Annotated in this window: 14 protein-coding genes and 2 pseudogenes; 7 read left to right on the forward strand and 9 right to left on the reverse strand. The window is 72.7% G+C overall.

All coding sequences use genetic code 11. The features are described 5' to 3' along the window. Nucleotides 1–50: 50 nt before the first annotated feature. Both ACGF2Y_RS20620 and ACGF2Y_RS20625 read right to left on the reverse strand, forming a co-directional pair. Nucleotides 51–851 (reverse strand): SDR family oxidoreductase, encoded by an 801-nt coding sequence (locus ACGF2Y_RS20620; RefSeq protein ID WP_392949340.1) that lies wholly within the window; start codon nt 849–851, stop codon nt 51–53. A gap of 245 nt (nt 852–1096) precedes the next feature. Further along, nucleotides 1097–1726, reverse strand: coding sequence for a TetR/AcrR family transcriptional regulator (locus tag ACGF2Y_RS20625; RefSeq protein ID WP_392949343.1), 630 nt, complete (start codon nt 1724–1726; stop codon nt 1097–1099). A 216-nt stretch (nt 1727–1942) separates the two neighbouring features. Between ACGF2Y_RS20625 and ACGF2Y_RS20630 the strand changes: the two genes are divergently transcribed. Together ACGF2Y_RS20630 and ACGF2Y_RS20635 are read left to right on the forward strand one after the other, a co-directional pair. Beyond that, nucleotides 1943–3028, forward strand: a complete 1086-nt coding sequence (locus ACGF2Y_RS20630; protein WP_392949345.1) for a phosphatase PAP2 family protein — start codon at nt 1943–1945, stop codon at nt 3026–3028. Beyond that, nucleotides 3025–3993 (forward strand): DMT family transporter, encoded by a 969-nt coding sequence (locus tag ACGF2Y_RS20635; protein ID WP_392949348.1) that lies wholly within the window; start codon nt 3025–3027, stop codon nt 3991–3993. Before ACGF2Y_RS20630 ends, ACGF2Y_RS20635 begins: the two co-directional genes overlap by 4 nt. Before the next feature lie 111 nt (nt 3994–4104). Here ACGF2Y_RS20635 and ACGF2Y_RS20640 read toward each other — a convergent pair whose 3' ends face one another. Next, nucleotides 4105–4635, reverse strand: coding sequence for a PadR family transcriptional regulator (locus ACGF2Y_RS20640; RefSeq protein ID WP_392949350.1), 531 nt, complete (start codon nt 4633–4635; stop codon nt 4105–4107). An 81-nt stretch (nt 4636–4716) separates the two neighbouring features. Continuing rightward, nucleotides 4717–6732, reverse strand: a complete 2016-nt coding sequence (locus ACGF2Y_RS20645; protein ID WP_392949353.1) for an FAD-dependent oxidoreductase — start codon at nt 6730–6732, stop codon at nt 4717–4719. A gap of 201 nt (nt 6733–6933) precedes the next feature. Between ACGF2Y_RS20645 and ACGF2Y_RS20650 the strand changes: the two genes are divergently transcribed. Both ACGF2Y_RS20650 and ACGF2Y_RS20655 read left to right on the forward strand, forming a co-directional pair. Then, nucleotides 6934–7461, forward strand: coding sequence for a DoxX family protein (locus ACGF2Y_RS20650; RefSeq protein WP_392949393.1), 528 nt, complete (start codon nt 6934–6936; stop codon nt 7459–7461). Continuing rightward, complete coding sequence (locus ACGF2Y_RS20655; protein WP_392949356.1) at nt 7461–8003, forward strand: hypothetical protein; 543 nt, start codon at nt 7461–7463, stop codon at nt 8001–8003. Before ACGF2Y_RS20650 ends, ACGF2Y_RS20655 begins: the two co-directional genes overlap by 1 nt. On the opposite strand, the gene ACGF2Y_RS20660 is transcribed toward ACGF2Y_RS20655, so the two are convergent. From ACGF2Y_RS20660 to ACGF2Y_RS20675, 4 genes and pseudogenes are all read right to left on the reverse strand, one after another. Then, nucleotides 8000–10096, reverse strand: coding sequence for an MMPL family transporter (locus ACGF2Y_RS20660; RefSeq protein ID WP_392949358.1), 2097 nt, complete (start codon nt 10094–10096; stop codon nt 8000–8002). The two genes, ACGF2Y_RS20655 and ACGF2Y_RS20660, sit on opposite strands and share 4 nt — an antisense overlap. Before the next feature lie 146 nt (nt 10097–10242). Beyond that, nucleotides 10243–10746, reverse strand: coding sequence for a MarR family winged helix-turn-helix transcriptional regulator (locus tag ACGF2Y_RS20665; protein ID WP_392949360.1), 504 nt, complete (start codon nt 10744–10746; stop codon nt 10243–10245). 116 nt (nt 10747–10862) lie between these two features. Further along, nucleotides 10863–11441, reverse strand: a complete 579-nt coding sequence (locus tag ACGF2Y_RS20670; RefSeq protein ID WP_392949363.1) for a fasciclin domain-containing protein — start codon at nt 11439–11441, stop codon at nt 10863–10865. 165 nt (nt 11442–11606) lie between these two features. Further along, nucleotides 11607–12041: pseudogene (locus tag ACGF2Y_RS20675) on the reverse strand (DUF4383 domain-containing protein); the annotation flags it as partial. 144 nt (nt 12042–12185) lie between these two features. Here ACGF2Y_RS20675 and ACGF2Y_RS20680 point away from each other — a divergent pair. Continuing rightward, the gene (locus ACGF2Y_RS20680; RefSeq protein WP_392949365.1) at nt 12186–13184 is read left to right on the forward strand and encodes a MerR family transcriptional regulator; all 999 of its coding nucleotides are present in this window, start codon (nt 12186–12188) and stop codon (nt 13182–13184) included. 12 nt (nt 13185–13196) lie between these two features. Here ACGF2Y_RS20680 and ACGF2Y_RS20685 read toward each other — a convergent pair whose 3' ends face one another. Continuing rightward, nucleotides 13197–14405: a cysteine desulfurase-like protein gene (locus ACGF2Y_RS20685; RefSeq protein WP_392949368.1), complete on the reverse strand. Its 1209-nt coding sequence runs from the start codon at nt 14403–14405 to the stop codon at nt 13197–13199. 581 nt (nt 14406–14986) lie between these two features. On the opposite strand from ACGF2Y_RS20685, the gene ACGF2Y_RS20690 reads away from it, so the two are divergent. After that, the gene (locus ACGF2Y_RS20690) at nt 14987–15952 is read left to right on the forward strand and encodes a sterol desaturase family protein (RefSeq protein ID WP_392949370.1); all 966 of its coding nucleotides are present in this window, start codon (nt 14987–14989) and stop codon (nt 15950–15952) included. Nucleotides 15953–15993: 41 nt separating this feature from the next. Then, a pseudogene (locus tag ACGF2Y_RS20695) lies at nt 15994–21377 on the forward strand (type I polyketide synthase); the annotation flags it as partial. Between the last annotated feature and the right edge of the window lie 90 nt (nt 21378–21467).

Below are 21467 nucleotides of genomic sequence, written 5' to 3' on the forward strand. Positions count from 1 at the left end.
GGACCCCCTCGATTTCGTCAATGAGACGATAAGGGGTGGAGTGGATAGCGTCAAGGAGACCGGAAGGGGGGCTCGGCGGCCGTCCGGCGGGTCGTGTGCCTGGCCGGGATCTCGCCGCCCCCGTGCACGGCGAGATCGGCGCCGTTGACGTACGAGGAGAGGTCGCAGGCCAGCCAGAGACAGGCCCGCGCCACATCGTCCGGTTCGGCCAGCCGTCCCATCGGGACGACGCCCGCCACCGCCGCCCCGCCGTCGTCGCCGTACAGCGCACCGGCGTTCTCGGTGCGGACGAGGCCGACGGTGAGGTGGTTGACCCGGACCCGTGGCGCCCATTCGAGGGCCAGCGCCCGGGTCAGTCCGAGCAGGCCCGCCTTGGCCGCGGAGTAGGCGGCGGTGCCCGGCTGCGGGGTGGTGGCGGAGACGCTGCCGATGTTGATCACGGCCCCGCCGGCCGGCTGCTCCCGCATCACCAGATTCGCCGCCTGGGCCGTGTAGAAGGGGGCGAGGAGGTTGAGTGCGACCACCTTCTCGACGAAACGCGGCGAGACGGTCGCCGCATCGGCGTCCGGGGAGCCGCCGGCGTTGTTGACGAGCACGTCGAGCCGGCCGAACCGCTCGGCGGTCGCGGCGACGAGATCCGCCGCCGCCGCCGGATCCCGCAGGTCCGCGGCCCGGAACGCGGCCTCGCGCCCGCCCGCCGACGGCAGCGCGTCCGGCGCTCCGCGCCCGCAGACCATGACGTCCGCGCCGCTCGCGAGGAAGGCCCTCGCCGTGGCGGCCCCCAGGCCCCTGGTGCCGCCGGTGACGAGCACCGCCCGCCCGGTGAAGTCCATCGCGTGGGACAGGTCCATGGTCCGCCCTTCGCCCGTGGTCCCGGAGCGTCGACGGGTCCGTTCCCCGCACCGCACCTCCCGAAATCTACCAAGCGCTTGTTAGGGAAGGAAGGGGTGGGGCGGGCCGCGAACAGGCGCGGACACACGGGCGGCCGGTGACCTCCACGGAGGCCACCGGCCGGCCGGGCGATGCGCCGCCCCCGTCCCCACGGTGCGGCGCGGGTGGACCGCCCCCATCCGCTGGGGCGGGCGGTCCACGTCTGTCAGGACTCCGGCGCTCCCGCCGTGAGTCCGAGGCTCGGGAGGATCGCCAGCTCCACGAACCGGGTCAGATACGCCGCGTCGGCGTAACGCCCCTCCAGCAGCGGCCGGGCGCGCATCACGCCGAGCAGTTGGGCCGCCACGAACTCGGCCCCCGGGAGGTCCGCCGCGATCTCGCCGCGCTCCTGGCCCCGCCGGACCATCGCGTCGATCGCCGCGATCTCCGGCACGATCAGCGCCTCGCGCAGCGCGCACAGCAGCTCCGGGCTCTGGAGCGCGGCATGGCTGAGGGCGTGCATCAACGGGGTGTCGCTCTCCGAGGCCCGGCCGATCGCCTGCGCGGCGGCCAGCAGGTCCCCGGCCAGCGTCCCGGTGTCGATGTTCGGGAGCCGGATCCGCCGGGTTCCGTGCAGTGCGGCCACGACCAGCTCCGGCTTGGAGCCCCACTGACGGTACAGCGTCGACTTCCCGCACCGTGTGCGGGAGGCGACGCCCTCCATCGTCAGCGACTCGTAACCGCTCTCCCGCAACAGCTCCAGCACCGCCGCGTAGAGCTCCTGTTCCCGCTCCGGTGTGATCTTCGACCGGCGGGACGCGAGGGCTGACTCCTGTGCGGAATCGGGCGACGGCATGGGTGCTACCTCCTGCGGCGGTGCGGCGGTGCGGCGAGGTTCTCGATACAACAGTGTACCGATACGCACACGTACCGATACGCACTCGTACCGATACGGGTGTGTACCGATACGGGTGTGTACCGATACGGCGACGTATCGGTACACTGGCGTATCGATACGGCGTGGATCTGACCGGGCCGTCCTGACACCGCTTCGCATCCAAGGGGGCACCGGGTGACGTACGCCCGCACCGAGCCCACGGACCAGGAGCCGGACATACGTGCCCGACCGCCCCTCGTCCGCGAGTTCCTTCTCGTGGCCGGACTCTTCCTGGCCTACAAGTTCGGCCGCCGGGCCGCCAACGGTCACGTCGAGGAGGCGTTCCGCAACGCGGGAAACGTGTGGGACCTCGAACGTGCCCTGCACCTCCCCGGCGAGGGCGCGGTCCAGGACCTGCTGCTGCACAGCCAGCCCCTGATCCACGCGGCGAACACCTACTACGCCGCCGTGCACTTCCCGGCCACGGCCCTCTTCCTGGTCTGGCTCTACTGGCGCCGCCCCCGCCACTACGTCTGGTCGCGCCGCGTTCTCGCCGCGCTCACCGCCGCCGCCCTGGTGCTCCACCTGCTGTTCCCGCTGGCCCCGACCCGGATGCTCACGGTCGCCGGAATGGTCGACACCGGGCAGGTGTACGGGCCGACGGTGTACGGGCAGACGCCCGCGACCGACACGATGGCGAACCAGTTCGCCGCGATGCCCTCGCTGCACGTCGGCTGGGCCGTGATGGTCGCCGTCGGGATGATCGTCGCCACCCGTTCCCGGTGGCGCGGGCTGTGGCTGCTGCACCCGGCGCTCACGCTGCTCGTCGTCGTGGGCACGGCGAACCACTACTGGCTCGACGCGATCGTCGTGGCTGTGCTGCTGGCCGTGGCCCTCGCCGTGTTCCGGCCGCCGCTGTCCGCCCGGACCGTCCCCGCGCGCTTGCCCCGGCCTGACCTGCGGGGGAGTGGCGAAGGGTCTCCCGCAAGTCCGGCGTACGCGGCTGACCCGGCTGGGTCCGGGGCCTTCGCGGCGGGGCCCCGCGAGCCGGCCGCCGGTGCGAGCGCCCCCCGGCCCCGGCTCTCCAAGCCCTCGGCCGTCGCGGCGGCCGTCGCGACCGGGTCCTCCGAGCCGGTCACCGTGCCCGGCGCCTTCGCGCAGGCCGGCTCGCCGTCTGTCGGGCCCACCGGCGGGTCCGCCGTCCCGCCGGGGCCCGACGAGCCCGCCCCCGGGGCGGACGCCGGATCGAGGGCGGGTACCCGGGCCGGAGCCGCGCGATGAACGCCACCCTGCCCGCCGTCGCGCTCTCCCTCGTCTCCGCCGGGGCCTACGCGGCCGCCGCCGTGGCCCAGTCCCGGCTCGCCGGCCGCACCGACCCCTCCACCGGAGTCCTGCGGCTGCTGGGCCGGGGCGCCTGGTGGTCGGCCGTCGCCCTCAACGCCGCGGGCGCGCTGCTGCACGTCGCCGCGCTCAACTACGGCCCGCTCACCCTGGTCCAGCCGCTCGGCGCGCTGACCCTCGTCGTCGCCGTCCCGCTCGGGGCGCGGGCCGCCGGACGCCGGGTCGGCCGCGTCGAGTGGCGGGGCACGGCCCTGACCCTGCTCGGCCTCGGCGCACTGCTCCTGACGGCGGGCGGCTCCGCCCCGCACGAGACCCTCACCCTTCCCGAGGCCCTCGGCGTCGGCGCGGCCACCATGGCGGTCGTCGCCGGGCTCAGCCGGCCCGGGGCCCGTCCGGGGCTGCGGCACGCGGCAGCATCCGGGATCACCTCCGGTGTCGCCTCCGCGCTCACCCAGACCCTTACCGTCGCCGTCACCGACCACTCCGGCGGCCCGCTGTTCAGCTGGCGGCTGCTGACGGTGGCGCTGCTCATCTCCGCCTTCGCGATGGGCGGCCTGCTGCTGTCCCAGACCGCATACCGGGGCGGGCTCGGCGCGCCGCTCGCCGTGGTCACCCTCGCCAACCCGGTCGCCGCCGCCGCGATCGGTCTGGCCCTGCTCGGCGAGCGCCTCCAGGGCGGGCCGGTCAGCCTGGTGCTCGCGCTCCTCGGTACGGCGGCGGCCGTGCGCGGGGTGATCCTCCTGAGCCGGGCCCAGGCGCGGAACACCGAGCTGGCCGAGGCGCCCGAGGACCCGGTCCCCGCCCCGGCGGACCCGGTCCCCGCCCGGGTCGTCATCGGCAGCCCCCGGCGCGCGGAGACCGAACCCCTCGTCCCGGAACCCCTCTCCGTACACGCGAGCGGCTGACCCGTCGCGGGGCGGGAGGCCGGACGCGGGACGGACGGCCGGACGCAGGGCAGGAAGGCCGCACGTGGGGTGGGAGGCGGACGCGGGGCGGGAGGCTCGCCGACCGGCCGCTCAGCCGTCCAGGTCGGCGATGGCCCGGGTCAGCCAACTGATCCAGAACGTCTCCAGATCGATGCCGCCCCGCAGCACCAGATACCGCAGCCGCCCCTCATCGGTCGTCGGCGCGGGGGTGAAGTTCCTCTTCTCGATCTCCCGGTACTCCGCCAACTGGCGTTCGTGCAGCGCGAGATGGCGGCGCAGTTCCACGTCCATACCGTCCGCCCCGACGACCGCCGCCGCCCTTATCCGCAGCAGCAGCGGATCGCGGACCGGCCGTGGATCCTCGGGGAGCGCGACCCAGGCCGCCAGTTCCTCGCGGCCCGCGGGCAGAACCTCGTACTCCTTCTTCTGCCCCCGGGCCGGCACTGCCGTGGGCAGCGCCCTGATCCGTCCGGCCTGCTCCAGTTTCCCCAGCTCGCGGTAGATCTGCTGGTGCGTCGATGACCAGAAGTAGCCGATCGATCGGTCGAACCGGCGGGTCAGTTCCAGACCCGAGGACGGCTTCTCCAGCAGAGCGGTGAGAATCGCGTGCGGCAGTGACATGGGGTGCATCCTAAGGACGTACGGAGACCGGGGCGCGGGGCCTTTCGCCGGCTCCCCGGGACCGGGCCGGGGCCCGCGCCCTCACAGCGCTGCGGCGAGTTCCGTGCCCTGGCGGATGGCCCGCTTCGCGTCCAGCTCGGCCGCCACGTCCGCGCCGCCGATCAGATGGACCGGGACGGCCCCCGCGCGCAGCTTCTCGTACAGCTCGCGGCGCGGTTCCTGACCGGCGCACAGCACCACCGTGTCGACCGGCAGCACCCGTCGCTCACCGTCGACGGTGAGGTGGAGGCCCTCGTCGTCGATCAGGTCGTAGGAGGCTCCGGCGATCATCTCGACGCCCCGGTGGCGCAGTTCGGTGCGGTGGATCCACCCCGTGGTCTTGCCGAGCCCCGCGCCGACCTTGGTGGTCCTGCGCTGGACCAGGTGGACCGTGCGCGGCGATGTGGGACGCGCGGGGGCGCGCAGCCCGCCGCGCTCCGCGTAGGCGGTGTCCACGCCCCACTGCCGGAAGAACGTGTCCGCGTCCAGGCTCGCCGCGTCGCCGCCGTCGGTCAGGAACTCCGCGACGTCGAAGCCGATGCCGCCCGCTCCGACGATCGCGACCCGGTCGCCGACCGGCGCCCCGTCGCGCAGCACGTCCAGATAGCTGACGACGTTCGGGCGGTCCGTGCCGGGGATCGCCGGGGTGCGCGGCTCGACGCCGGTGGCGAGCACGATCTCGTCGAAGCCGTCCAGCGTTCCCGCGTCCGCCGGGGTGCCGAGCCGGACATCGACGTCGAGCTCGGCCAGCCGCGTACGGAAGTAGCGCAGCGTCTCGTCGAACTCCTCCTTGCCCGGCACCCGGCGTGCCACGTTCAGCTGCCCGCCGATCTCGTCCGCCGTGTCGAACAGGGTCACCGCGTGCCCGCGCTCGGCCGCTGTGACGGAGCAGGCGAGGCCCGCCGGACCGGCACCGACCACCGCGACGCGCTTACGGTTCCGGGTCGGACTCAGGACCAGCTCGGTCTCGTGGCAGGCGCGCGGATTGACCAGACAGGAGGTGATCTTGAGGCTGAAAACGTGGTCCAGGCACGCCTGGTTGCAACCGATGCAGGTGTTGATCGCGTCCGCCCGGCCCGCCGCCGCCTTCGCGACGAACTCCGGGTCGGCGAGGAAGGGCCTGGCCATGGAGACCATGTCGGCCCGGCCCGAGGCGAGGATCTCCTCGGCGACCTCGGGGGTGTTGATGCGGTTGCTCGTCACCAGCGGTACGGAGACCGCGCCGCGCACCTTCTCGGTCACCCAGCTGAACGCACCGCGCGGCACGGAGGTGGCGATGGTCGGAATCCGCGCCTCGTGCCAGCCGATGCCGGTGTTGATGATCGTCGCGCCCGCCGCCTCGATCTCCTTCGCCAGCGTCACGACCTCCTCCAGCGTCGAGCCGCCCGGCACCAGGTCCAGCATGGAGAGCCGGTAGATCAGGATGAAGTCGTCGCCGACCCGCTCGCGGACCCGGCGCACGATCTCGACGGGCAGGCGCATCCGGTTCTCGTACGAGCCGCCCCAGCGGTCGGTGCGGTGGTTGGTCGCGGAGACGATGAACTCGTTGATCAGATAGCCCTCGGAGCCCATGATCTCAACGCCGTCGTAGCCCGCGAGACGCGCCAGAGCGGCCGCCCGGACGAACTCCTCGATGGTCTCCTCGACCTGGTCGTCGGTCAGCGCGTTCGGGGTGAACCCGCTGATCGGGGCCTTGAGCGCGCTCGGCGCCACCAGGTCGGGGTGGTGCGCGTACCGCCCGAAGTGCAGGATCTGCATCGCGATCCGGCCGCCCGCCGCGTGCACCGCCGAGGTGATCTCCCGGTGCTGCTCCGCCTCCGCCCCGGTCGTCATCTTGGCCCCGCCGGGAAAGGAGCAGGCCCGCTCGCTGGGGGCGATGCCGCCGGTGACGATGAGGCCGACGCCGCCCCGGGCGCGCTCGGCGTAGAACGCGGCCATCCGCTCGAAGCCGCGCTCGGCCTCCTCCAGACCGATGTGCATCGATCCCATGAGCACCCGGTTGGGAAGGGTGGTGAACCCGAGGTCCAACGGGCTCAGCAGGTTCGGGTACAGGCTCATGGGGTCTCCTCCGCGCAGGGTCGTCGGGTCAGTTGTAGACCACCCCTACGCGCTTATGCAACAAGTTGCACAATGATCTGCGTCGCACCCGGCCCCTGGGGCGCCCGGCCCGCGCCCCGTACGGCGTACTCGGCCGCGCCCGTCCGCCACCCGCCGACGAGAGTGGGACCCGTACCGAACCCCCTCACCCCGGGAGCCCTCATGGTCTGCGTCAACCGGCGTGATCTAGGTCTGCTCGCCCTGCGCGTCGGCACCGGCGCGGTGCTCGCCGCCCACGGCAGCCAGAAACTGGCCGGCTGGTTCGGCGGCGGAGGCATCCAGGGCACCACGGCCGCCATGGAGGCGATGGGATTCCACCCGCCCAAGCACAGCGCGGTGGCCGCCGGGCTCGGCGAGGCGGGTGGCGGCGTACTGCTGGCGCTGGGCCTCGCCACACCGGCGGCGGGCGCGGCGGCCGCCGGGGCGATGGCGGGTGCCGTGGCCGTGCACGCTCCGGCGGGCTTCTTCGCGCAGGGCGGCGGCTACGAGTACCCGGCGTTCCTCGGGTTCACCGCCGCGGCGATCGGCCTGTCCGGCCCCGGGCGCTACTCCGTCGACCACGCCACCCACCATGTCTTCGACCGCCCCTGGATGGTCGCGCTGGCCTTCGCGGGCAGTGCGGCAGCGGCCGCCGCGGTGGTCGGCAGGCGCACGAGGGCGCAGGCCGACCGGGAGCAGCAGGAGTTCTGATGAGCGAGGATCCCTTCCGCCCCGACGCCCCGCCGCCGACCGGCTTCACCCTGGGGCCCCGGCCCGGACCCGGTCAGGGGGACGCGCCGTGGCAGCGCGGCGACGGCCCGGCCGGACCCGCCCCGGCGCCCGATCCGGACAGCCTCTGGGTGACCGGCGGTGTGCTCTTCGCCGGGCTGCTGATGCTCTGCCAGGGCGTCGTGGCGGCTCTGGAGGGCATCGCGGCCCTGGCCGACGGAGACGTCTACGGCGACGTCGGCGAATACCTCTACCGGTTCAGCCTCACCGGCTGGGGCTGGATCCACCTGGTGCTCGGCGTCTGCGTGGCCGCCACCGGGGCCGGACTGCTCAAGGGGGTGGGTGGCGCCCGGGTGGCCGGCATCCTTTTCGCCTCCCTGAACCTCTTTGCGCACTTCCTCTTCCTGCCGTACGCGCCCCTCTGGTCGGTGATCGTCATCGCCCTGGACATCTTCGTCATCTGGGCCCTGGCGGCCTACCGGGACCCGGGCTGGGCTCCGGGGGACGCCCTGCGCCGGCCTTAGGACGTCTCGCGGCTCAGGGCCCCCGGCCACCAGGCTCTCGGTCCGATGTCCCGTACCAGCGCCGGGACGAGGAGCGACCGGACGACCAGCGTGTCCAGCAGGACGCCGAAGGCCACGATGAACGCGATCTGGAGCAGGAACGCCAGGGGGATCACACCCAGTGCGGCGAAGGTGGCGGCCAGGACGACGCCCGCCGATGTGATGACCCCGCCGGTCGTGGTGAGCCCGCGGAGGATGCCCTCCCTGGTGCCGTGCCGCAGCGACTCCTCCCGGACCCGGGACATCAGGAAGATGTTGTAGTCGACGCCGAGGGCGACCAGGAAGACGAATCCGTACAGGGGTACCGACGAATCCGTGCCGCTGAAGCCGAACACATGGGTGAAGACCAGCGAGGAAATCCCGAGTGTGGCCAGGAAGTTCAGTGCCACCGTCGCCACGAGCAGCACCGGCATGAGCAGCGACCGCAGCAGGAGCACCAGGATCACCAGGATGATCGCCAGCACCACCGGCACGATCAGCATGCGGTCGTCCTCCGCCGTCCGCTGGGTGTCGTACTGCTGGGCGGTGTAGCCGCCGACCAGGGCGTCCGATCCGGGCGCGGCGTGGACCGCGGTGCGCAGCGCGGCCACGGTCTCCTTGGCGCCGTCGCTGTCGGCCGCGTCCTCGAGGGTCGCGTCGATGCGGACCCTGCCGTCGACGACGAGCGGTTCGCCGACCGGCCGCCCGCTCGCGCTCACCGGCGCGACGGAGGCCACCCCGTCGGTACGGCCGGCGGCCTCGCTGACCTCGGTCAGCCGGTCGGCCGCCGAGATGATCACCACCGGATTGCCCGAACCGCCGGGGAAGTGCTCGCTCAGCGCTTCCTGGGCGGCCACGGACGGGGCGTCGTTGACGAAGATCTCGTCGAGCGGCACCCCCTTGGACGTGAGGGTGGGCGCGAACGCGGCACAGGCGATCAGGGCCGCCAGGGTGATCGCCCAGACCTTGCGGGGCGCCCGGTCGACGAGGGCGGCGACCCGGTGCCAGATGCCGTGGCCGCCGGACGTCATGTCGGCCGTGGGCTTGGGCTTCGCAGGCCAGTAGGCGGTCCGGCCCAGCAGCACGAGGACGGCGGGCAGGAAGGTGAGAGCGCTCAGGACCGAGCAGACGATGCCGATCGCGCCCACCGGCCCGAGCGCCCGGTTGTTGGTGAGGTCGCTGAGCAGCAGCGCGAGCAGGCCCGCCGCCACTGTCGCGGCGCTCGCCGTGATCGGGCCGAAGGACTCGCGCAGCGCGATGCGCATCGCGGTGAACCGGTCGTCGCGGACGGCGAGTTCCTCGCGGAACCGGGCGGTGAGCAGCAGTGCGTAGTCCGTCGCCGCGCCGATCACCAGGATCGACAGGATGCCCTGCACCTGACCGTCCACGCGCACGATGTCGTGGTCGGCGAGGGCGTAGACGATCGCACAGGACAGGGCGAGGGCGAACACGGCGCCGATGATGATGACGAAGGGCAGCAGCACGCTGCGGTAGACCAGCAGCAGGATGACGAGCACCGCGATCAGCGCGACCCCGAGCAGCAGCCCGTCGATGCCCGCGAAGGCGTCGGACAGATCGGCCTGACTCGCGGCCGGCCCCGCCAGCCGGACCGTCGTGCCGGGCACGGACGCGCCTGCCTCCTCGATCCTCTCCAGCACGGTCGGCAGTTCGTCCCCCAGGCCGGGGCTCAGCTGCACGATGCCCTGGAGCGCGAGGCCGTCCTCGGAGGGCAGCGCGGGGGAGGGGGCGCCGACGACGCCGTCGCTCCCGGCGAGCGAGGCGAGGGCGCCGGTGGCGGCCTCCCGCTGCTCGTCGCTCACCGGCGCGTCCGGCTCCGCCGAGGTCCAGACGACGATGACCGGCAGGGTCTCGTCCTGCTGGAACGCCTTCTGCGCGTCGATGACTTGGGTGGACTCCGCGTTCTGGGGCAGGAAGGCGGCCTGGTCGTTGGTGGCGACCTCGCCGAGCTTCCCTGCGTACGGGCCGAGCCCGCCGCCGATGCCGAGCCACGCGATCAGCAGCACGAAGGGGACAAGCCGGCGGATCGACCGCGCGGAGCGTGCAGAGGTGGACATGTCTCTCCCGGGAGTGGAGATATCCCAATAGCGAACAATCTCAATCGCTGAAATACATTACGGGACTGCTCGTGCGGGTGACCGCAGGGGGTGGGTTCGACGGCCGCCCGCCCTCCCATGGACGCACCCGACCCGGCAGAGAAAGCTCAGCGACGCGCCGTGGGAACCTCGCCCAGCTCCTCGTTCATGGCGGCGAGGAACCGCAGGACGGTCGCCAGCTCCGTCTCGCTGAAGCGCGCCCTGGCTCGTGCCGTGGCCTCGGCGAGCGGCATGAAGTAGTCGCGGGCGGCCGTCCGGGCGCTCGCCTCGTAGTACACGTGCACGACCCGGCGGTCGGTGCTCTCGCGGGCCCGGCGTACATGACCGGCCCGCTCCAGTCGGTCCAGGCAGGCGGTCACCGCGCCGGAGGTGAGACCCAGATGCTCGCGCAGGGCCCCGGGGGTGAGGGGAGACGGGGCGTCGAGGATGGCCGCGAGCGCGCTCACATCCGTGGGATGCAGCTGCTGGTTCGCCGCGAAACCGTGGGTCATCCGGTTGATCTCGCCGTTCATCCGGCGGAGCTCCACCGCGAACGCCTGGAGGTCCGCGAGCGGCGCCCCGGGTTCCGGGGCGCCGCTGCTGCGGGTCGGTCGGTCGTCGGCGCTGGTCACGCCCTCAGCGTATAGAACGGGCGCGCGGGGGCCGGGCCCGGACCGTCGCGCCGTGCCCGGACCGCGGGGTCCGGGCACGGGATCCGCTGTGTGCGAGGGCGACGGCGCAACCGTCTCTACGACGGCGGCATGAGCACGGTGTCGACCAGGTTCACCGTGGCGTTCGCCGTCGGCACGTTGCCGCAGACGATCTTCGAGGAGTCGTTCACCGTGAACTCGGTGCCCGATCCCTTCGTCGTGAGGTCGCTGCCCTCCAGCGTCTTGAAGGTGCCGTCCTCCATCTGCTGGGTCGTGACCTTCTCGCCCACCACGTGGTATGTCAACACCTTGGTGAGCTCGGCCTTGTCGTTGAGGAGTGCTTCCAGATCGGCCTTCGGGACCTTCTCGAAGGCGGCGTTGGTCGGCGCGAAGACCGTGATGTTCTCCGCGTTGTTGAGCGTGTCGACCAGGCCGGCCTTCTCCACCGCGCTGACGAGGGTGGAGAGTTCGGGGTTGTTGGACGCGGCGGTGGCGACCGGGTCCTTCGCCATGACCTCCAGGCTGCCTGCGCCCTCCTCCGGCACGGAGGAGCAGGCGGGGCCGTACGGTTCGGCAGGTGCCTCGGCCTGGGCCTGCGGAGCGAAGAACGCCAGAGAGGCGGGAAAGGCCAGTGCCGCGGCGGCCGCCGCGGTGCGCTGCAGACGGGTGATCGTCATGATGTCTCCTCCGGCGAGCGGGGGTGGGTTTTCTCCTTCTCTCCCACGCTGACGCGCGTCCGCCCGGACCGCGCGCCGCGTCGTTTCTGCGTCGAAAGTCACGTTCCGATGCGCTCATGACATCGCTGTGTCGGACCGGGGCAACCGGGAAGCATGAATGCCTTACGGATTGTCGTGCGGAAGGCCGCCCGTCACTCGCCCGTACATGCCGAACGTGAGGATCAGCAGCCCCATCACGAAGCTGAAGACGACGTTCGGCATCCCGAAGTCCAGGATGTTCGCGGCCCGGTCCAGGATGAAGAGGTGGCCGAAGCCGCTCAGCAGGAAGAGCGCGCCGATCGTCATGTTCAGGGTGGACGCGACGTTCCCGCCCACCGCGGCCCCGGCGATCAGCAGCCCGCCGACGACCACCGAGATCAGGCTCAGCAGACCGTTGGTCGACAGTCCGGCGATGTGGTCGCCGCTGGTGTCGAAGAAGCTCAGCCGACTCGTGAAGCCGAGGATGCCGAAGGTCAGCAGGATGGCGCCGCAGAGACCCGCGCCGATCCGGTACACCTTCACCAGCCGGTGATCGACGGGGAGTTCGTCGCTCAGTTTCATGGCCGTCTCCTGTCCGTTCTGCCGCGGTTCGGGGCGGGGGCGACGGTGCGGCTGGGGGCATCACGCGGGGCCCGGTGACTCCAGCGAACCCTGCGGCGACAGGCCGGGCAACATGCATCGTTTTTGCATCGTATAGTGGGTTTTATGGACTCTGTGGCGGAACCCGTGGCGGACCCGGCGGGTCGCCGCACGGGTGGCCGGCCCCCGCGGACGCCGGCCGACGGAGGGCTGACCACCGGTGCGGTGGCCCGCCTTCTTGGAGTCGCGCCGACGACGCTGCGTTCCTGGGACCGCCGCTACGGCATCGGCCCGGCCGCACGGGAGGGCGGCCGGCATCGTCGCTGGACCGGGGCCGACATCGCCGCCCTGCGGCGCATGTGCCGCCTGACGAGCGCGGGCCTGCCGCCGGCCGAGGCCGCTCGTGCCGTCCTGGCCGGAGCGTCCGGCGCCACGGCCCCGCCACGGCGCGGGCACCCGTCACGGGCCCCCGGGGGACTTCCGCTCGGCAGTGCCCGCCGCGAGTGCCGAGGCCTGGCCCGGGCGGCGCTCCGGCTGGACGCGCCGGCCATGGAGGAACTGCTCACGGAGGTCCTCGACCGCTACGGGCTGCCGGCCGCCTGGGACGAGGTGATGGCGCCGGTGCTGCACGCGGTGGGCCGCAAGTGGGAGACCGCGGGGGAGCGGTACATCGAGGTCGAGCATCTGCTGTCCTGGCACGTCTCCGGCGCGCTGCGCGGTGTCCGTGCCGCCGGGCCCCCCGCCCCCGGTGCGGGCCTCTCCCTGCTGGCCTGCGTACCGGGTGAGACCCACACGCTGGCCCTGGAGGCACTCGCCGCCACGCTCACCCGGCACGGGCTGTCGGTCCGTATGTTCGGCGCCGCGCTGCCCGTCGAGGCGCTGGAGGAGGCGGTCCGGCGCACCGGACCCGACGCGGTGGTGCTCTGGGCTCAGTCGCACGGCACGGCGAGCCGTTCGCTCGCGGCCCGGGTGGAGGCGATCGAGTGGGGCGTACGGGGCGCGCGCAGGCGGCCCGTCGTCTTCACCGCCGGACCCGGCTGGGCCGGGCGGCAGCCCCCGGGAACCCGGCACCCGTCCGGGCTCACCGAAGCGGTGGACGCACTGGCCGCACTCGGTGCGCGGTGACGACGGCCGCCGTCACCGCAGCCAGTCCGCGAGTCCCCTCAGAAGGCGCTCCACGTCGTCCGTGTCGTTGTACGCGCAGAGTCCGACGCGCAGGCCGCCGCTGTCTCCGAGCCCCAGGTGGCGGGAGGCCTCCAGGGCGTAGAAGGAACCGGCGGGCGCGTGCACCCCGGAGCGGGCGAGGGACCGGTAGGCGTCCGCCGCGTCCCGGCCGTCGAAGGTGAGCAGCAGGGTGGGGGTGCGTTCGGCGGCACGGGAATGGACCGTCGCCCCGCCCAGTTCGTCCACCGCCTTCTCGATGGTCTGCCGCAGCTCCGTCTCGTGGGCGTCGATCGCCGCGTACGCCGACCGCAACCGCGCCCGACGCCCGCCCGCCCCGTCCGCGCCGGTGCCCAGGCCCGCGAGGAAGTCCACCGCCGCGCGGGTCCCCGCCATGGACTCGTAGGGGAGGGTGCCGAGTTCGAAGCGTTCCGGCACGGCGTCGGTGGAGGGCGCCAGCTTGTCCGGGCGGAGAGTGCCGAGCAGTTCGGGCCGGGCGGCGAGCACCCCGTGATGGGGTCCGAAGAACTTGTACGGGGAGCAGACGAAGAAGTCCGCCCCGAGCCGCTCCACATCCACCGCGTGGTGGGCCGTCAGATGGACCCCGTCCACGTACAGCAGCGCGCCGGCCCGGTGGACCAGTTCGGCGATGGCCGGGATGTCGGGCCGGGTGCCGATGAGGTTGGAGGCGCCGGTCACCGCGACCAGCCGGGTCCGCCCGGTGATCTGTGCGCCTACCGCCTCGGGGGGAAGCTCGCCGGTCGACGGATCGAAGTCGGCCCACCGCACCACCGCCCCCGCCCGCTCGGCCGCGTGCACCCACGGGCGGATGTTGGCATCGTGGTCCAGCCGACTGACCACCACCTCGTCCCCCGGGCTCCAGGCCCTGGACAGGGTGCGCGAGAAGTCGTACGTGAGCTGGGTCGCGCTGCGGCCGAACACGATCTCGCCCGGGTCCGCGCCCAGCAGGTCCGCCATCGCCTGCCGGAACCCGCGGACGATCTCCTCCGCGTTCACCTCCCCGGGCAGCCCGGTGCCCCGGATCGACAGGGGTCCGCTCATCGCCTCGCCGATCGCGGCGATGACGGAGGCCGGGGTCTGGGTGCCGCCCGGCCCGTCGAAGTGCGCCGTACCGGACCGAAGGGCGGGGAACTGTGCGCGCACCGCGCCGACATCGTACGACAAGGGGGCCCCTCGATTCGCTGATGTGCTGCCGGATCTCGCTGTGATCATCGCAGGGCGATGCCCTCCGGTGGAAGGAGCGGGAGCCCTCCGGCGGAGCCCCGCTCGGCGCCTCGCTCCGGGGCCTTGCTCCGGGGCGCTGTTGGGAGAGCTGGTTTCGCGCGGGCGCACCGCTCCCTGTCCGAATACGCGCCCGAGCGTAGGACAGTGTTTCCCGGCGTACCGGAATACGCCGTACTCAACCGTCGCGATGATCCTACGAAAGAATTGCTCGCACATATGAACTCACCTCGGTTGTGCGATCCTTCTCGCATTCTCGGCACAGATAAATGCGCCGGACGATTTCTGCGAGTCGGTCGGGATTAAAGTCGTGAGAACGGGAAATAGATGATCTGGGCTGATGGGGTCGGGGGCATCAGTTCACGCCACGGCCGGATTTCATCGAGGCCGGGTGTCCAGAAGTCGCCCGTGCGGGGCCATGGCTGCCGCCCGGGGTTTCCTGTCGCTTCCCAGGGTGTTCTGGCCTGCCCTGATGTGGTGCGGCGGTCTCTCTCCCCGGCACTGTCACTTGTGGAGGGTCACGGATGGACGAGTGCGAGCACTCCGCCGATGGCGGAATTCATTCGGTCGACTATTCGGTCGACTATTCGGTCGACTATTCGGTCGACCGGAAGGGGAGGGCCGGTCATGCTCCCGCTCGGCTTCTTCGTGTCGCTGCGTACCCGGTTCTCCTCCTCGCGGTCGTATCCGTGGGAGTGGCCGCATTGTGGCTCCAGTGGGATCCGGCATGGGTCAGTTCGCTTTTCCTGGTCGGGGTCATCGCCTATCTGGCCCTCCTGGAGCGGCTGATTCCTTATGACCGGAACTGGTACCCCGGAAAGGCCGAATGGCGCTGGTACGGCATCTACTTCCTGCTCACCATGGCCGGAAGCGGTCTGGCGCAACTCCTGGTCGCGCTGGCCGTCGGCCTGATCTCGCCGGAGGAGCCGGCCGGCCACCTCTGGGTGGAGATCCCGGGCGCGCTCCTCGCCGGATCGCTCGTCAGCTTTTCGGTGCACCGGCTGGGCCACCGGAACGCCCTGCTCTGGCGATTGCACGGAGTGCATCACGTGCCGGAGAAGGTCAATGTCGCCAACAACGGCGTCAACCACGTGCTGGACATCGTCCTGGCCCAGGGCCTCGTCCAGTTGACCCTGGCCCTCTTCGGATTCTCCCGCCCCGCGGTGCTGGTGGTCGGACTCTTCGTCGCCGCCCAGGGCTACTTCGTCCACGCCAACATCGATGTCCGCATCGGACCGCTCAACCATCTGCTGGCCAGTCCCGAGCAGCACCGGCTGCACCACAGCACCGATCCGTCCGAAGCCGGCCACTACGGCTCCGACCTGTCGTGCTGGGACCACCTCTTCGGCAGCTTCACCTGGTACCCCGGCCGTGAGCCCACCGCCGTGGGCCTGTACGACCCCACGTCCTTCCCCGGCACCGGCGAGATCCTCGCCGCCCTCCTGCACCCCTGGCGACGCAGACCGGCACCGGGCCTCCGGCCGGAGTGACCGCCGATCCCTGACGTACCACCACGACTTGAGGAGTCCGCATGGCCGACGCGAACAACCGGGCGCTACGCAACAAGGTGGCGATCATCGGGATGGGCTGCCGTCTGCCCGGCGGCGCCTCGGACCACCGCACGTACTGGCGGAATCTGGTGGAGGGCAAGGACTGCGTCACGCCCACCCCGTCCGACCGCTACGACGTCCGTACGCTCGGCAGCCGGTTCCGCGACAAACCCGGTCGGCTCGTCGGCGGCCGCGGCGGATACATCGACGGCTTCGACGAGTTCGACCCCGCGTTCTTCGGCATCAGCCCCCGCGAGGCCGACCACATGGACCCGCAGCAGCGCAAACTGCTCGAAGTGGCCTGGGACGCCCTGGAGGACGGCGGCCAGCGGCCCGCCGACCTCGCAGGCGGCAACGTCGCCGTCTACGTCGGCGCGTTCACCCTGGACTACAAGATCCTGCAGTTCGCCGACCTGGGCTTCACCTCGCTGGCCGCCCACACCGCGACCGGGACCATGATGACGATGGTGTCGAACCGCCTCTCGTACTGCTTCGACTTCCGCGGCCCCAGCCTGTCCATCGACACCGCGTGCAGCTCCTCCCTGGTCGCCGTCCACCTCGCGTGCCAGGCGCTCGACAGCGGCGAGAGCGACCTCGCCCTGGCCGGCGGCACCCTGCTGCACATGGCCCCGCAGTACACCGTCGCCGAGACGAAGGGCGGATTCCTGTCGCCCGAGGGCCGCTCCCGTACGTTCGACGCAGCGGCCGACGGTTACGTACGGGCCGAAGGCGTCGGCCTGGTCGCGCTGAAGCGGCTGGACGACGCCGTGCGGGACGGGGACCGGATCCACGCGGTGATCCTCGGCAGCGGCGTCAACCAGGACGGCCGCACCAACGGCATCACCGTGCCCAACCCCGACGCACAGGTCGACCTCATCCGCCGGGTCTGCGCCGAGGCGGGCATCACCCCCGGCGAGCTCCAGTACATGGAGGCGCACGGCACCTCGACCCCGGTCGGCGACCCGATCGAGGCCGACGCCCTGGCCCGCGCGCTGACCATCGGACGGGCCCCCGGCGCCCGCGCCTACGTCGGCTCGGTCAAGGCGAACATCGGCCATACCGAAGCCGCCGCCGGGATCGCCGGGCTGATCAAGACCGTCCTGAGCATCGAACACCGGACGATCCCGCCCCACATCAACCTGGAGAACCTCAACCCCGCCATCGACGCGGCGGCCCTGCCCTACGAGATCCCCACCCGGCCCACCGCCTGGCCCACACACGAAGGGCCCGCCCGCGCCGGGGTCAACTCCTTCGGATTCGGCGGCACCAACGCCCATGTCGTCCTGGAGGAGGCCCCGCGGCCGGCGCCGGACATCCGCCCCGCCGCACCCGCCGGGCGCCGCTGGAGCATCCTGCCGCTCAGCGCCCGCGATCCGGACGCCCTGGTGGAGATGGCGGCCGGGATCCGGGGCGAACTGGCGGGCGACAACGGCCCGGCCGTGGCCCTCGACGACCTCGGCCACACCCTGGCCCACCGCCGCCAGCACCTCCCCGAGCGGCTGTCCGTCGTCTACTCCTCCCGCGCCTCCCTCGACGAAGCCCTGGCCGCCCACGGGCGCGGCGAGCCCCACCCCCGGGTCGCCCGCGGCCGGGCCCGGGACGCCGCCGACCGCAAGCTGGTCCAGGTCTTCACCGGAATGGGCCCCCAGTGGTGGGGCATGGGACGCCAACTGCTGGCGGAGGAACCGGTCTTCCGCGACGCCGTCACCGCCTGCGACCGGGCGCTGCGGGAGTTCGCCGACTGGTCCCTGATCGAGGAGATGACCGCCGACGAGTCCGTCTCCCGGATGGGGGAGACCTGGCTCGCCCAGCCCGCGAACTTCGCCGTACAGGTCGCCCTGGCGGCCCTGTGGCGGTCCCACGGGGTGCGTCCCGACGCCGTGGTCGGCCACAGCACCGGCGAGATCGCCGCCTTTCACGCGGCGGGCGTCTACTCCCTGCGGGACGCGGCCAGGATCGCCGTGCACCGCAGCCGCCTCCAGCAGACCCTGGCCGGCACGGGCGCGATGCTCGCGGTGAGCCTGTCGGAGGAGGAGGCCGAGCGCCGGGTAGGCCCCTACAGCGACCGGGTCTCCGTCGCCGCCGTCAACAGCCCCACCGCGATCACCCTGGCCGGGGACGAGGCGACGCTGACCCTGCTGGCCCAGGAGCTGCGGGCCGAGCAGCAGTTCGCGCAGTTCCTCACCGTCGAAGTGCCCTACCACAGCGTCGCCATGGAACGGATCAAGGATGAACTCCTTCGGGCTCTCGCTCCGTTGGAACCGCGCCCGGCCCAACTCCCGCTGTACCTGACCGGTGTCGAGGGGGCCGCCCGAGGTGAGGAGCTGGACGCCGCCTACTGGTGGAAGAACGTCCGCGACCGGGTGCGCTTCCGCTCCGCGCTCGACCGCATCGCCGACGACGGCCACCACGTGTTCCTGGAGATCGGCCCCCACCCGGTCCTCGGCCATGCGATCCGCGAAAGCCTCGACGCGGCCGGGACGTGGGGACTCACCGTGCCCTCGATCCGCCGCCGGGAGGACGAGAGCGAGTGCTTCGCCGCCTCCCTCGGCTCTCTCCACAATCTGGGCGTCACCGTCGACTGGAGCGTGCTCCAGCCGGCCGGCCGGCCCGTCACCCTGCCCCGCCACCCCTTCCGCCGCGACCGCCACTGGACCGAACCCCGGCCGGTCGCCCAGGTCCGGCTTGGCCACCGCGACCACCCCCTCCTCGGCCGCCGCACCGACACCACACAACCCACCTGGCAGGCCCGCCTGGACACCGAGGACCTGCCCTACCTCGCCGACCACCGCATCCAGGACACCGTGGTCTTCCCCGCCGCCGGCTACCTGGAGATGGCCGCCCAGGCCGTCCTGCGGCTCACCGGCGGCACCACCGCCGTCCTCGCCGACATCGATCTGCGCAAGGCCCTCTTCCTGCCCGACGGCGAGGACCGGAGCGTGGAGGTGTCGCTCTCCCTGGAGAACGCCGCCTTCACCATCGCCTCCCCGGCCGGGGACGACGGGGAACGGACCGTGCACGCGAGCGGGATCGTCCGCACCGGGCAGCGTCGCCGCACCGCCCGGCCGCTCGACGCCCCCGCGATCCGGGCCCGGTCCCCGAGGCACCTCGAAGGACCCGACTGCTACACCGCACTGGCCGCCCTCGGCTACCACTACGGCCCCGCCTTCCAGGCCGTCGAGGAGGTCTGGATCGGCGCCGGAGAAGTCCTCGCCCGGATCCGCCCGCCCCGGGCGATCGGCGACGACGCCGCCGGCCACCACCTCCACCCCGTCCTCCTCGACGCCTGTTTCCAGACCCTCCTGATTCCACTGATTCCACTGATCCCGCTGACCCCCGGAGATCCCGTACCGGACACCGGGATCAGGCTGCCGCTCCGCCTGGAGGAGGTCGCCCTCGAACCCATCGGCGACCAGCCGTTCTGGGCCCACGCCACCCTGCTCCCCGGCGACGCGGACACCACCCTCGGGAACATCGACCTGTACGCCGACGACGGCACGCCGCTCGGCCGCGTCCACGGCTTCCGCGCGCCGACGTGCAGAAGGCCGCCACCGCCGTCGCCCGGACCACGATCGACTCCTGGCTCGCCGAACCCGTCTGGACCGACTGCCCGCCGCTGCCCGCCGAGGACACCGCCGCCCGGCGGCGGGACCCGGGCGACGGAGGCGTACGCGGCGAGCCGCCGGGGCGCGACGGTGATCCGCGGCCGGCGCCCGCGGCCGCCGCACGGGACCACGACTGGCTGGTCCTCGCCGACACCGGGGGCGTCGCGGACGCCTTCGCCGCCCTCGCCGCTGCCCGGGGCGAACGCTGCCGCCTGGTGCGCCGGGGCGCGGCCTACACCGCCTCCGGAGACGGCGCCACGTTCACCGTCGACCCCGGCTCCGACGCCGGTCTCCGCCGGCTCCTGGCCGACCTGGACCGCGACGGCGGCCCCTTCCGGGGAACAGTCCTGCACCTGTGGAACCTCGACGCGCCCGCCCTCGCCGCATGCGACCCGGCCTCCCTGCGCGACCACACCGGCGCGGGCGCGTACTCGCTGATCGCCCTCGCCCGGCTCCTGCTCGCCCGGGGCGGCGCAGGCCGCCTGCACATCGTCACCCGCGGCGCCCAGCCCGCCCTGCCCGGCGAGGGGCCCGAACCCCTCGGAGCACCCGCCTGGGGCATCGGCCGCGTGCTGCGGCACCAGGAGCTGATCGAACACCCCGGCAAGCTCATCGACCTCGACCCCCGGCGGCAGCCGGGCCCCGAGGGCGACCGGGCCGAGGCCGAAGCGCTCCTGCGCGAGGCACTGAGCGACGACGAGGAGGAGATCGCCCTGCGCGACGGCGGCCGCCGCACCAGCCGCCTCCGCCCCGCCGAGAGCCTGACCCGACCGCTGCCGCTGCGCCTGCGGGCGGATGGAAGCTACCTGGTCACCGGCGCGTTCGGCGCGCTCGGCCGCCTGCTGTGCCGCACCCTCGTACGACGCGGGGCCCGCCGGATCGTCCTGGTCGGGCGCACCCCCGTCCCGGCCCGGGAGAAATGGGCGGGCACCGACCCCGCCACCGCCGAGGGCCGGGCCGTGGCCCTGATCCGCGAGCTGGAGGCGCTCGGCGCGCAGCCCGTCCTCGCGACGCTCGACATCACCGACGAGGACGCCCTGACCGGCTGGCTCGACGCCCACCGGAGCAGCGGTGCGCCGCCCGTACGCGGGGTGTTCCACCTGGCAGGACAGGTCCGCGACACGCTCGTCGCCGATCTGGACCGGGCCGCCTTCGACGCCGTCCACGACCCCAAGACCGTCGGCGCCCACCTCCTGCACCGGCACCTGCGGGACGAACCCCTCGAACACTTCGTGCTCTTCGCCTCGATCGCCTCCCTGCTGACCACGGCCGGCCAGACCAACTACGCCGCCGGTAACGCCTTCCTGGACGCCCTCGCCCACCACCGCCGCACCCAGGGGCTGCCCGCGCTGAGCCTGGACTGGGGCCCCTGGGCCACCGGAATGATCGAGGAACTCGGCCTGGTCGACCACTACATGCACAGCCGTGGCATGAGCTCACTGTCCCCGGACGCCGGCATGGCCGTCCTGGAGCGCGTCATCGGCCAGGACCACGCCCAGCTGGTCGTCGCCACCGTCGTCGACTGGCCCGTCTTCCTCGCCTGGTACCCGTCCCCGCCGCCACTGGTCGCCGACCTCGCGGCAGCCGCCGCCCCGCCCCCGGACGCCGTATCCGGCAACGGATTCCTCGACACCTTCCGCGCCGCCGACGAGGAGACCCGCCGCGCCCTGGTCGCCGAGCGGTTCGCCGCGCTCGCGGCCACCGTGCTGCGCACCGGCACGGACCGCATCGACCCCACCACCGGCCTCGGCGCACTAGGGCCTGTATCGAGTCGTGATCAATCTGCGGGATTCGCCCTCGCTTCGGGGGTGGATCGTGTAGTCCGGTGTGCATGACGCGGAGACAGTTGA

It is taken from the genome of Streptomyces sp. NPDC048142, from assembly GCF_043202835.1.
Taxonomy (GTDB): Bacteria; Actinomycetota; Actinomycetes; order Streptomycetales; family Streptomycetaceae; genus Streptomyces.